The sequence below is a fragment of the Streptomyces sp. NPDC001606 genome (assembly GCF_053596835.1).
In genome coordinates this window covers 1-12,490 of record NZ_JBSFHC010000006.1, presented here as the reverse complement: position 1 = coordinate 12,490, position 12,490 = coordinate 1, and the positions used below count along the sequence as shown (strand labels likewise).

General features: G+C 72.8%; 10 protein-coding genes. 6 read left to right on the top strand and 4 right to left on the bottom strand.

Going from position 1 to position 12,490, the window contains the following annotated elements; genetic code table 11:
- Positions 1-227 precede the first annotated feature (227 nt).
- Together ACWCV9_RS13390 and ACWCV9_RS13385 are read left to right on the top strand one after the other, a co-directional pair.
- Positions 228-641 carry an SsgA family sporulation/cell division regulator gene (locus ACWCV9_RS13390; protein WP_450786283.1) on the top strand — a complete coding sequence of 138 codons (414 nt, stop codon included), beginning with the start codon at positions 228-230 and terminating at the stop codon, positions 639-641.
- A 130-nt stretch (positions 642-771) separates the two neighbouring features.
- A complete protein-coding gene (locus ACWCV9_RS13385) occupies positions 772-2,799 on the top strand; it encodes a phosphocholine-specific phospholipase C (RefSeq protein WP_450786281.1) in 2,028 nt (675 codons plus the stop codon).
- Here the strand turns inward: ACWCV9_RS13385 and ACWCV9_RS13380 are convergent.
- Together ACWCV9_RS13380 and ACWCV9_RS13375 are read right to left on the bottom strand one after the other, a co-directional pair.
- The gene (locus ACWCV9_RS13380) at positions 2,789-3,814 is read right to left on the bottom strand and encodes a Gfo/Idh/MocA family protein (RefSeq protein WP_450786280.1); all 1,026 of its coding nucleotides are present in this window, start codon (positions 3,812-3,814) and stop codon (positions 2,789-2,791) included. The genes ACWCV9_RS13385 and ACWCV9_RS13380 overlap by 11 nt on opposite strands.
- 80 nt (positions 3,815-3,894) lie before the next feature.
- Positions 3,895-4,989 (bottom strand): baeRF3 domain-containing protein, encoded by a 1,095-nt coding sequence (locus tag ACWCV9_RS13375; protein WP_450786278.1) that lies wholly within the window; start codon positions 4,987-4,989, stop codon positions 3,895-3,897.
- Between the two features lie 157 nt (positions 4,990-5,146).
- Between ACWCV9_RS13375 and ACWCV9_RS13370 the strand changes: the two genes are divergently transcribed.
- Entirely contained in the window at positions 5,147-5,938 is a 792-nt protein-coding gene (locus ACWCV9_RS13370) for an alpha/beta fold hydrolase (RefSeq protein WP_450786277.1), read from the top strand.
- Positions 5,939-6,214: 276 nt separating this feature from the next.
- Positions 6,215-8,056 carry an asparagine synthase (glutamine-hydrolyzing) gene (asnB, locus tag ACWCV9_RS13365; RefSeq protein WP_450786275.1) on the top strand — a complete coding sequence of 614 codons (1,842 nt, stop codon included), beginning with the start codon at positions 6,215-6,217 and terminating at the stop codon, positions 8,054-8,056.
- 8 nt (positions 8,057-8,064) lie between these two features.
- Here asnB and ACWCV9_RS13360 read toward each other — a convergent pair whose 3' ends face one another.
- Positions 8,065-8,589: a DUF4232 domain-containing protein gene (locus ACWCV9_RS13360; RefSeq protein WP_450786274.1), complete on the bottom strand. Its 525-nt coding sequence runs from the start codon at positions 8,587-8,589 to the stop codon at positions 8,065-8,067.
- A gap of 51 nt (positions 8,590-8,640) precedes the next feature.
- A complete protein-coding gene (locus ACWCV9_RS13355) occupies positions 8,641-10,275 on the bottom strand; it encodes an alpha/beta hydrolase (RefSeq protein ID WP_450786272.1) in 1,635 nt (544 codons plus the stop codon).
- 286 nt (positions 10,276-10,561) lie between these two features.
- Here ACWCV9_RS13355 and ACWCV9_RS13350 point away from each other — a divergent pair, with 286 nt between their 5' ends.
- Both ACWCV9_RS13350 and ACWCV9_RS13345 read left to right on the top strand, forming a co-directional pair.
- A complete protein-coding gene (locus ACWCV9_RS13350; RefSeq protein WP_450786270.1) occupies positions 10,562-11,305 on the top strand; it encodes a chaplin in 744 nt (247 codons plus the stop codon).
- Between the two features lie 208 nt (positions 11,306-11,513).
- Positions 11,514-12,368 carry a GNAT family N-acetyltransferase gene (locus tag ACWCV9_RS13345; protein WP_450786268.1) on the top strand — a complete coding sequence of 285 codons (855 nt, stop codon included), beginning with the start codon at positions 11,514-11,516 and terminating at the stop codon, positions 12,366-12,368.
- The last annotated feature ends 122 nt before the right edge of the window (positions 12,369-12,490 follow it).

Below are 12,490 nucleotides of genomic sequence, written 5' to 3'. Positions count from 1 at the left end.
ATGCCAGAGTCTTGCCGGAGCGATCCGAAGGTACGGATGACGTACGCGTCCGGCGGAGCAAGTCGTAGAAGAAATACGGGAGTTGCGCCGTGTTCGCGGACCCTGTCGACATGCTCAACCAGGTGTTCGACGTGCTGGTGTTCCATGGTGCCGTCAACGGCCTGTACATGTCGAAGTCTGACCGGAAACGGCGGCATGCGAAGGGCCCTCACGCACTCCATTAAGGCATGGAGACCATAGTCGAACAGCCCGTCCTGGCCCGCCTCGTCACCGCCGACGACCTGGAGGTCCCGGTCTCGGCCACCCTTCGCTACACCACCGACGATCCGCTGGCCGTCTTCGTGGACTTCCCGGCCGAGGCGGCCCTGGACGGTGAGGAGGTCACCTGGACCTTCGCGCGCTCGCTGCTCGACCAGGGGCTGCGGGCCCCGGCCGGTCACGGGGACGTGCAGATCTGGCCCTCCGGGCACACCCGGACCGTGCTGGAGTTCCACTCGCCCTACGGGCTGGCGCTGCTGCACTTCTCCGCCCCCGCGCTGCGCCGCTTCCTCGGGCGCACCTACGAGGTGGTGGCGGCCGGGCAGGAGGACCTGGCGGGCGTGGTGGAGCGGGGGTTGAGCGCCCTGTTCGGCGGGGTGTGAGCCACGCCCGGCACGGTTTTGACTCTTGTTCACCTCCGCCTCACCGCACGGGTATGGACCTCGCCGGACGCCGCGGGCACCCTTGCGCGCGGTGTGCCGCAGGGGCACTCCCGTGACGAGGACGGGGCGAATGACACCGATCAGCCGAAGAGGCTTCGTGGGGCTCGGCGCATCCATGGCGGCGGGCGTGGCCCTGGGCGGCGCGGGCACCCGCGCATCCGCCGCGGCGGCCACCACGGCGACCGGCACGATCAAGGACGTCCGGCACGTGGTGATCCTCATGCAGGAGAACCGCAGCTTCGACCACTACTTCGGGCGGCTGAAGGGGGTGCGCGGCTTCGGCGACCGCAGCGGCATCACCCTCGCCGGCGGCCACTCGGTCTTCGACCAGCCGAACGGACCGGGCCGCCAGTACCCGTGGAGGCTCAGCGCCACCCCGTCGGCCGGCGGCACCGACGGCGAGACCCTCGCCCAGTGCAGCGGTGACCTCCCCCACTCCTGGTCCTCGCAGCACTCCGCCTGGAACAAGGGCCGCCTGGACAACTGGGTCGCGGGCGTGGGCAACGTCCGCTCGCTCGGCTACCTGGACCGCTCGGACATCCCCTTCCACTACGCCCTCGCCGACAACTACACCGTCTGCGACGCCTACTTCTGCTCCACCCTCAGCGCCACCGGCCCCAACCGCACCTATCTGTGGAGCGGCAAGGTCGACTCCACCTCCTACGACGGCGGCGACGAGTCCGGCCTGACCTGGCAGACCTACGCGGAGGCACTCCAGAGCGCCGGAGTGACCTGGAAGGTCTACCAGAACGCGGCCGACAACTACGGCGACAACGGCTGCGCCTACTTCAAGAAGTTCACCAGCGCCAAGCCCGGCGACCCGCTCTACGACCGCGGGATGGCCTCGGTGCCGAAGGCGACCGGTTCCACCCCGGACGACATCGCCGCCGCCATCAAGGCCGACGTCCTCGCGGGCGCCCTCCCGCAGGTCTCCTGGGTGGTGCCGAACCAGGCGTTCTCCGAGCACCCCTATGCCCCGCCCGGCGACGGCGCGCACTTCGTCAACCTCGTCTACCAGGCCCTCGCCGCCGACCGGGACGTGTTCGACTCGACCGTGCTGTTCCTCAACTACGACGAGAACGACGGCTTCTTCGACCATGTGCCCCCGCCGGCGCCGCCCGCCGGGACGGCCGGCGAGTTCCTCAACGGCGTGCCCTACGGCTTCGGCTTCCGCGTGCCCATGATCGTCGTCTCACCCTGGACCCGTGGCGGCTGGGTCTCCTCGGAGGTGTTCGAGCACACCTCGGTGCTGCGCTTCCTGGAGACCTGGACGGCCGCCCTCGGCACACCGGCCGGCTGCCCCAACATCAGCGCCTGGCGACGCAAGGTCAGCGGCGACCTCACCGGCGTCTTCGACTTCGCCAACCCCGTGTACGGCCCGGTGTCCCTGCCCGCGACCGGCGTGATCGGCATCGGCACCTGCGGCCCGCTGCCCAACCCGGTGCCGACCGACAACGCGCTGCCCGCCCAGGAGTCCGGCACCCGGCCCGCCCGCGCCCTGCCGTACCAGCCGAACGGCTACCTGGACCGGCTGGAGTTCGGCGCTTCCGGGCAGATCCTCGCCTGGATCACCGTGGCCAACCAGGGCGGCCCGGCCACCCGCGCCGCCCACTTCTCCCTCCACCCCAACGCCTACCGCGACACCACCCCCTGGCAGTACACGGTGGACGCGGGCGGCACCGCCTCCGACTCCTTCAACATCGGCACCGGCTTCGGCGACGGCACGTACGACCTGACCCTGGTCGGCCCCAACCGCTTCCTGCGCCGCTTCCGGGGCGACGCCACCCAGGCCGGCCGCTCGGCCGAGGTGCACAGCCGGTACGCGGTCGAGCCCGGCACCGGCAAGCTCGCCGTCTACTTCACCATGACCAACTCCGGTACGTCCTCGGTGAAGTTCACCATCACCTCCCACCACTACCGCAGCGACGGCCCGTGGACCTACACCGTCGCCGCGGGCGGCTCGGCGGAGGACTTCTTCAACGCCGTCGCGTACCAGAACGGCTGGTACGACTTCACGGTGACCGTCGACTCCGACGCGACCTGGTCGCGCCGGTTCACCGGGCACCTGGAGACGGGCGCCGCGAGCGTCAGCGGCTGACCTGGCCGTAGAGGTCCGGGCGCGGGGCGAGGTCGACGGCCACCCGGCCGCCGGCCTCCAGCGCCCGGACCCCCGCCTCGGCCACGACCGAGGCCGCGTAGCCGTCCCAGGCGTCCGGGCCGGTGACCCGGCCGCGCCGGGTGGCGTCCACCCAGGCCTGCACCTCGCGGTCGTAGGCGTCGGCGAACCGTACGAGATAGTCCTGCGCCACCTCCTCCCGGGCGCCGCCGGCGGTGGTGACGACCATGGTGTGCGCGTCGCCGATGCGGGCACTGCCCGCCTCGCACACCGCCTCGCAGCGCACCTGGTAGCCGAAGCCGCAGTTGACGAAGACCTCGACGTCGACCAGCGCACCCCGCTCGGTCTCGAACAGCACGAACTGCGGGTCGAGCAGTCCCTCGGGGGCGCCCGCCGACGACGCGGGACGCAGCACCGTCACCGCCGTCAGCTCCTGTCCGAGCAGCCAGCGGGCCGCGTCGATCTCGTGCGAGACCGAGCTGTTGACGAGCATCGCGCTGGTGAAGCCGGGCGGCGAGGAGACATTGCGGTGGGTGCAGTGCAGCATCAGCGGCCGCCCGAGGGTGCCGCCGTCCAGCAGGGCCTTCAGCCGCCGGTACTCGGCGTCGTAGCGGCGCATGAAGCCGATCTGCGCGTGCCGCCGCCCGAGCCTCGCCTCGGCCTCCACCACCCGCAGCGCGCCGGTGGAGTCCGGCACCATGGGCTTCTCGCACAGCACCGGCAGTCCGCGCGCGAACGCGGCCAGCAGCGCCTCCTCGTGCGCGGGGCCGGGGGAGGCGATCAGGACGGCCTCGACCCCGGGCGCGTCGAGTGCGGCGAGCGGGTCGGTGTGCAGCAAGACCTCCGTCAGGCCCGCCACCACCGCCTCGGCACGCGCGCGGTCGGGATCGGCCACCGCGGCCACCCTCGCACCGCTCACCACATGAGCAAGCCGCCGTATATGGTCGGCGCCCATATGGCCCGCACCCAGTACCGCAACGCCCAGCAGGTCACCCACGCGCGCACTCCCCTCGGCCGACGATCACGCCGTAGCGTACGCGGCCGGGGGAGTGGCGGTCGGTGCCGTGGGGGACCGGCTCAGTACCGCAGGACGCCGGCGATCCCGTCCGCGTCGCCCAGGGTGCCGTCGGGGACGAAGCGGACGTCCGCGCCGGTTTCCAGGCACTGCTCCACGATCTCGTCCACGATGTCCTCGCGGGCGAACGGATCGCCGGCCTCGGAGGGCACCAGATGCGCGCCGACGTCACGGGCGACGACGCGGTAGTTCTCCTCCACCGCGAGCAGCCGTACCCGCCCCTCCCGGGCGCTCTGCCACAGCTCGTCCAGTCCGGCGGCGAAGGTCCGGTGACCGCGCGCGGAGGTCAGCTCGCCCAGCAGTGCCGTGGTGTCCCGGGCCGACTCCGCCTCCATGACCGGTCGGATCGCCTGCCACACGGCGTCGGGGCCGGCGTGCGCGAGGCCGCCGTGGCGCACCTGTACGGCACACCGGGCGACGCTGCCGGCCTCGTCCAGCAGGGCCAGGGCCGCCTCCTCACCGGTGACGTACAGCGGCCGGGGCTGCTCGCGCAGCAGGGTGCTCAGCGCGGTGTCCGCCTGGCGCAGGAACCGCCGGGTGTCCGCGTCGCTGAAGGCGCTCGGCACGTCCCCGATGCGCTGCTGCCGTTCGGCGTCGAAGTTCTCCCGGCTGCGGACGAGCGGGAAGCCCCCGGAGCGCTCCTCGACGACCCGGTCACCACCGCCGCTCCACAGCGTGACGCGGTCCGAGGAGACCGACAGCACCCAGAAGGGCCGTTCGGCGGCCTGGGCGGCGACGAGGTTGCGGGTGAGGAAGGTGTCGGAGAGGACCACCCGCTCCGGGACGCTGCGGGCGAGGGACCAGACCTGGTGCTCGCCCGGGGCGGCGAAGATCGCCAGGCCGTCCTCGGCGTGCGTCAGGTCCACTTCGGCGAGGGCGCGGTCGAGCTGCGCCTCGACCTCCGCCCGCCGCTCGCGGGTGACGCCGGGGTCGGACTCCAGCCGCTTGCGCGCCTCGGCCAGCACATTGCGCAGCCGGACCGGATCCTGGCCGCTCTCGGGTTCGCGGCGGTGTGTCGGGGTCAGCACGGACACCGCCGGGTAGGGACGCGGACGCCGCAGTTCGGCGAGGGCCGCGGGACTCAGTGCGTGCTCCATGACAGCACCATAGGACCGATTCATCTGTCCGGCATTCGGGGTAAAACCGGCGACGGGGCTGGTGAATTCTCCCGCGGTACGACGGTGACGCGAGCCGCCCGGACCGTTACCGTACCCGTCAGTAACCGAACCGCACGGACCGCCCCAGGAGACCCCCATGCCCCAGCTCGACCTCGCCGGAGCGGCCCTGACCTACGACGACGAGGGCCCCCGGGATTCCCCGGAGACGCCCCTGGTCTTCGTCCACGGCTGGACCGCGAACCGGCACCGCTGGGACCACCAGATGGCGCACTTCTCCGGCAGCCGCCGGGTGATCCGGCTCGACCTGCGCGGACACGGCGAGAGCACCGGCGCCGGGGTGCGCACGATCGCCGAGCTGGCACAGGACGTCCTGGCCCTCCTGGACCACCTCGGGGTGGAGCGGTTCGTGCTGATCGGCCACTCCATGGGCGGCATGATCGCGCAGACCCTCGCCCTCGGCCATCCCGCGCGCGTGGAACGGCTGGTGCTGGTCAACTCCATCGGCCGGATGACCTACAGCCGGGGACGCGGGCTGCTGATGGCGGCCTCCACCCTGGTGCCGTTCAAGCTGTTCGTCGCCGCCAACATCCAGCGGGCCTTCGGGCCCGGGTATCCGCGCGAGGAGATCCGCGCGCAGATCCGTGCCTCCGCCGGCACCCCGCGCGAGGTCGTCATGACGCTCTACGGCGCCATGCGCGCCTTCGACCTGCTCGACCGGGCCCCCGAGATCCGCATGCCCACCCTGCTGGTGCACGGCTACCACGACGTCCAGTTGCCCGTGTCCCAGATGCTGCGCCTGGCCAAGGCGTGCCCCGACGCGGTCGTCCGCATCCTGGACGGGGGTCATGAACTGCCCCTGGAGAAGCCGGCCGAGCTGACCGCCGCACTGGACCGGTTCCTGTCCGCGCACACGGCGGAACCGGCCTGACCCGCCCCGCACTTGGTCAACTTTTTAGCTGTGGCCGGTTCCCGGCGGCTCCGGTCCGCCGGCATGGAGAGCGCTTGCTCATCCGCAGGCAAAACGCGGCTGAAACACGCGGGGTAAAGCGTCATCCATGTGACGGCAGCGTTGACCGCTCCCGACCGCCTGACGGAAGGTCGTCATATAGGTGCTCGATACAACTGGTTTCCGGGCCGGTCTCCGCACTCCGCCGAAGCGCAGGTGAGCGGGGGCCGCCAGGGGACCGGAGGCAGGAGGCAGCGCATGTGCGGCATCACCGGATGGGTGTCCTTCGACCGCGACCTGACCGCCGAGGCCACCACATTGCATACGATGACCGAGACGATGGCCTGCCGCGGTCCGGACGACCACGGCACCTGGGCCGAGGGCCCCGCCGCGCTGGGACACCGCCGGCTCGCCATCATCGACCTCCCCGGCGGCCGCCAGCCGATGTCCCTCGCCACCCCCGCGGGAACCGTCGCGCTGGTCTACTCCGGCGAGGCCTACAACTTCACCGAGCTGCGCCGGGAACTCCAGGACCGCGGCCACCGGTTCACCACCGACTCCGACACCGAGGTCGTCCTGCACGGCTATCTGGAGTGGGGCGACGCGGTCGCCGAACGCCTCAACGGCATGTACGCGTTCGCCGTCTGGGACGGACGGCACGACAAGCTCGTGATGATCCGCGACCGCATGGGCATCAAGCCCTTCTACTACTACCCGACCCCCGACGGCGTCCTGTTCGGCTCCGAGCCCAAGGCCGTACTCGCCAACCCGCTGGCCCGGCGCCGCGTCACCCCGGACGGCCTGCGCGAGCTGTTCACCCAGATCAAGACCCCGGGCCACGCCGTGTGGGACGGACTGCACGAGGTGGAGCCCGGCACGGTCGTCACGGTCGGCCGCTCCGGTCTCACCACCCGCGTCTACTGGCGGCTCGAGACCCGGCCGCACACCGACGACCGCGCCACCACGATCGCCACCGTCCGCTCGCTCCTCGACGACATCGTGCGCCGCCAGCTGGTCGCCGACGTGCCGCGCTGCACCCTGCTCTCCGGCGGCCTCGACTCCTCCGCCATGACCGCGCTCGCCGCCCGGCAGCTCGGCGTACACGGCGAGCAGGTGCGCAGCTTCGCCGTGGACTTCGCCGGCCAGGCCGAGAACTTCGTCGCCGACGAGCTGCGCGGCACCCCCGACACCCCGTTCGTGCACGACGTCGTCAAGCTCGCCGACACCGACCACCAGGACATCGTGCTCGACGCCCAGGCCCTCGCCGACCCCGCCGTACGCGACCAGGTGATCCGCGCCCGCGATCTGCCGGCCGGCCTCGGCGACATGGACGGCTCGCTGCTGCTGCTCTTCCGCGCCGTCCGGCAGAAGTCGACGGTGGCCCTGTCCGGCGAGTCCGCCGACGAGGTGTTCGGCGGCTACCTCCAGTTCTTCGACGAGGAGTCGCGCCGCGCCGACACCTTCCCCTGGCTCCCCCTGTCCGCCCGGCACTTCGGCAGCAACACCGACGTGCTGCGCGCCGACCTCGCCCGCTCCCTGGACCTGCCGGGGTACGTGGCCGACGGCTACCGCACGGCCGTCGCCGCCATCGACCGCCTGGACGGCGAGAGCGACTTCGAGTACCGCATGCGGCGGATCAGCCATCTGCACCTGACCCGCTTCGTCCGGGGCCTGCTCGACCGCAAGGACCGGATGAGCATGGCCGTCGGCCTGGAGGTCCGGGTGCCGTTCTGCGACCACCGGCTGGTCGAGTACGTCTACAACACCCCGTGGGCGCTGAAGTCCTTCGACGGCCGGGAGAAGAGCCTGCTGCGCGAGGCGACCGCGGACCTGCTGCCGCGCTCGGTGTACGAGCGGGTCAAGAGCCCGTACCCGTCCACCCAGGACCCGCGGTACGCCCGCGCCCTCCAGGAGCAGGTCAAGGACCTCCTCACCGACCCCTCCCACGCCGTCTTCGACCTGGTCGACCGGGAGCGGGTGCGGCAGGCCGCCGAGCGCGAGGCACCGGTCACCACCCAGCCGGCCCGGCACGGCCTGGAGCGAACCCTGCACCTCGCCCGCTGGCTGGACCTGTACTCACCCGAGCTGGTCCTCGGCTGAGAGCGCGGTCAGCCCAGTCCGATGGCGCGGTCGGCGGCCGCCGCGCTCGGCTGCCACCACGTCGTCACCGGCTCCCACACCAGGATCCGCCGGCCGGTGCCCAGCCGTGCGGCGGTGAAGGCACGGCCGGACTGCGCCGCCGACGCCGCCACACCGAGCGCGTCCACCCTGCGGGCCTCGGGGTCCGCAGGGTCGCCCACGGTCCGTACGTCGGCGTAGGCGGTGCCGCCCGCGGCGAGCCGGTAGCCGCCGGAACCACCCGTCGGCACCGGCAGCGCGGCCCCGTCCAGGCCCTTGAAGGTCACCGTGGGCGCCCGGTCGACGGCGCAGGCGCGGACGCCGCGGTTGGTGACGCGCAGCCGCACCACGGTCGGGTCGGCGAAGGCGGCCCTCGCCCGGACCGCCAGCACCTGCTCGGCGCAGCGGGCCGGGTGTCCGGGGCCGGTCGCGGCCAGGCTCTGCGGAGCGGTCAGCAGCAGGGCCGCGACGGCGGCCGACACGGCGGGTACGGCGATGAAGGCGCGCGGACGCATGCTGGTCCTCCCGGTCTGGTCATGGCCGGCTGCGGGACGGCGACGGCGAGGTCATCGGCCGGCGCCGTCCATGGTGGCGCTCCAGTCGCCGCCGTCGGCCGGGCACGAGCTGCCGCTGGGGGGCAGGGTGCCGTACAGCAGAAAGTCGTCGATCGTGTGGTGCACACAGGTCGAGGAGGAGTAGCCGGTGTGCCCGTCGCCCTTGTTGTCGAGAATCACCGCCGACGGGCCGAGCCGCCGGGCCGTCTCCTCCGTCCACCGGTACGGCGTCGCCGGGTCCCCGCGCGTGCCCACCAGCAGCATCTTCGCCGAGTGCACCTGCTTGACCCGGTCCCGGATGAAGTCCGTGCCCCGCGGTCTGCCGTAGCACATCAGCAGCTGGATGAGCCGGTAGCGCCCGAAGACCGGCGAGGCCTCCTCGTACGCGGCCCGCAGTTCCTTCAGGTCCCGGGTGAGCCGGGCGGCGGTGGGCCGGTCGGGGTCGTCGGCGCAGTCGATCGCCATCAGCGCGGCGGGCAGGTTGTCCGCGGGGACGTGCTGCGGATCGGTCAGGCCGCCGTGGACCGGGTAGCGCCGCTGGCCGGCACTTGCGCCGGTGCTCCGGAGCGGGAGCCGGATGCCGCCGGTGGAGAAGGCGAGCACGCCCCGGGTGTCGCCGTCCTCCGTGAGCGAGGCCAGCGCCCGCTCCAGCAGGGGCCACATCTGCTTGCTGTAGAGGGCCTGCCCGATGGCGCCCACCAGGTCCTGGCCGGAGAAGGAGCCGCCGAAGTCGGTGGGCACCGGGTGCTCGTCGAGCGAGTGCACCAGCCGTACGACCTCGTCGCCGGCCGCACGCCGGTCCTGCCCGAACGGACAGGCGAGATCCGTCGTACACCAGTCCAGGAAGTCGTCCAGTGCGGTCTGCTGCCCCTCGGCGCCCGCGATGCCCTGCTCGGACAGCGGCTCGGTGAGGGTGTCCACGCCGTCCAGCGTCATCCGTCCCACCTTGTGCGGGAACTGCGCCGCGTACACCGCGCCGAGCCGGCTTCCGTAGGAGAAGCCGAGGTAGTTGAGCTTCTTGTCGCCGAGCGCCTGGCGGATCACGTCCAGGTCGCGGGAGGCGTTCACGGTGCCGATGTGGCGCAGCACCGGGCCGGAGTTCCGGGCGCAGGCCGCGGCGGCCTTTTGCAGCTGGACGAGCAGCGCCTGCGGATGGTCGAGGTCGGCGGTCCCGTCCGTCGCCGTCGCGGCCTCGTCGGTGCCCTCGCCGCAGCTGACGGGGGAGGAGCGGCCGACGCCGCGCGGGTCGAAACCGACCACGTCGTATCCGTTGGTCAGGTCCATGAACTGCTTGCCTGCGGAGGCCAGTTCGCTGACGCCCGAGCTGCCGGGGCCGCCGAAGTTGAGCAGCACCGAGCCCCGGGACGGGCCCGTCGCGCGATAGCGGGCCAGGGCGAGGTCCAGAGTGCCCGCGGTGGGCCGGGCGTAGTCGAGCGGCACGGTCACCTTGGCGCACTGGAGGTCCTTGGGCATGTCGGGGCCCGCGCAGGCACCCCACACCGCCTTCTGCCGGTAGAACCGGGACAGGTCGGGCTGCGGCGGGGTCGCCGCGGCCGCGGGCAGCCCGGCTCCGAGCAGCGCCAGAGTGAGGAGTCCGGCCCCCGTGCAGCGCCGCACGGCGGACCGTGTGGACAGCATGGCCAGCATCGATCGCCTCCTGGGGCGCGCCCGTCCTGGGCCGGGGCCGACGCCCTCGGATCACCTTAAGCGGGCCCCGGAAGGCCCGCCTCCGGACGAGCGGGACGGCACCGGGTGCCGTACCCTTCGCTCTCTCCATCCCTTTTGGTGATCATTCAGTGTGCTTTCCATGCGGTTCGATAGCTGTGCCACTCGATGGGGTGAAAGACCGATTGGCCATAACTCGGACGGTTCGCCTGCGTTTTACAGGGTGCGGGTGAATGGCCCGCGACGATGTCTGGAAGGCAGGGAACCTATGGGACGGGCTACCCGAAACGGTGTGATCGCCGCCGCCGCCGTCGCCGCTTCCGGCGCGCTGGCCGTGGCGCTCCCGGTGTCCGGGGCCTTCGCGGCCGCCGGGTCCGGCGCCGACGGAAGCGCGCAGAACTCGCCCGGACTGGTCTCCGGCAACGGCATCCAGCTCCCGGTGCAGGTGCCGGTGAACCTGTGCGGGAACACCGTGAACGTCGTCGGACTGCTCAACCCGGCCGCGGGCAACCGGTGCGTCGGCAGCGGCAGCGGCAGCGGCAGCGGCAGCGGCAGCAGCGGCACGGGCGGTGCCTCCGCGTCCGGCGGGGCGTCGGCGCACGGCGGCGCCCAGGACTCGCCCGGAGTGGTCTCCGGCAACGGCGTCCAGCTCCCGGTCGACGTACCGGTCCAGATCAGCGGCAACAGCGTCAATGTGGTCGGCGTGGCCAACCCGGTGCAGGGCAACACCTCGGTGAACGGCCCGGGCGACCAGCCCCGCGTCCCTCGCCACCCGCAGACCCCACCGGCGCCGCACACCCCGCCGACCCCGCACACCCCGTCGGCCCCGCCGGCCCACCCGGCCCCGCACCCCCGGCACACCCCGCTCCCCGTGGAAGAACCGCCCCGGACCGTGACCACCCTCGCCCACACCGGCACGGACCTCGCGGCCCCCGCCGCCGCGGTCAGCGCCGCGCTCCTCCTGACGGGCGGCGTCCTCTACCGCCGCTTCCGGCAGGGCGGCACCCGCTGACCGGCCGCCGACCGGCACGTACCAAGCCCGCCCGCGCGTACGGCCCGCCCGCCGGACGCGCGAGCGGGCACCGGCCGGTCCGCCGGGACGAGGGACCGGGCCGGCCGGCACACCTGCGCAACGGCCGATCTCCCCATGGCGCGGCCCCCGTTGATCCGGAAGGATGCGGCAGGTCAGCCATGACCCCCGACCGAAACGGAGCGCGCCGATGACCTCTCCGGCCCCCCATGACCTCGTCGTCACCCAGGCCACCCTCGCCGACTGGCCGGTGATCAGCGGATGGGCGGCCGCGGAGGGCTGGAACCCCGGACTGTCCGACGGGCCCGCGTTCTTCGCCCAGGACCCCGAGGGGTTCTTTCTCGGCCGGATCGACGGGGAGCCGGTCTCGGCGATCTCCGTGGTGAACTACGGCTCCGACTACGCCTTCCTCGGCTGCTATCTCGTACGGCCCGACCTGCGTGGCCAGGGGCACGGCCTCACCACCTGGAAGACCGCGCTGGCCCACGCCGGGGACCGCACGGTCGGCCTGGACGGGGTCGTCGCCCAGCAGGACAACTACCGCCAGTCCGGCTTCGAACTCGCCTACCGCACCATCCGGTTCACCGGACCGGCCCCCCAGAGCGAGACCCCCTCCGGGGTCCGCCGGGCCGGGCCCGGCGACCTGGCCGCCCTCACCGCCTACGACGGCGCCTGCTCCCCGGCCGACCGCCCCCGCTTCCTCGCCGAGTGGCTCACCGGCCCCGGCCACCACGCCGTGGTCCGCCACGACGGCGGCCGCCTCACCGGCTACGGCGTCATCCGCCCCGGCCATGACACCCTGCGCATCGGCCCGCTGTTCGCGGACACCGCCGAGGACGCCCGCGCCCTGTTCGCCGCCCTCACCGCCGAGGCGGCCGGCCGGGAGATCGCCCTCGACGTACCCGAGCCCAACACGGCCGGCGTCGCCCTCGCCGAAGCGGCGGGACTCGTCGCCTCGTTCGAGACGGCCCGCATGTACACGGGCCCGGTGCGCGCGCACGCGCAGGAGCGCGTGTTCGGCGTCACCACGCTCGAACTGGGCTGACGGCGCCCGGACCACACCGGTTCGCCGCCTAGGTGTTCTGTCCTGGGAGGTTGTGGACGGGTGGGCCAGGTCTCGGCTGAGGGGTCTTGAACGGGTGAGGGCCTTCCGGTTCGGTGTGGATT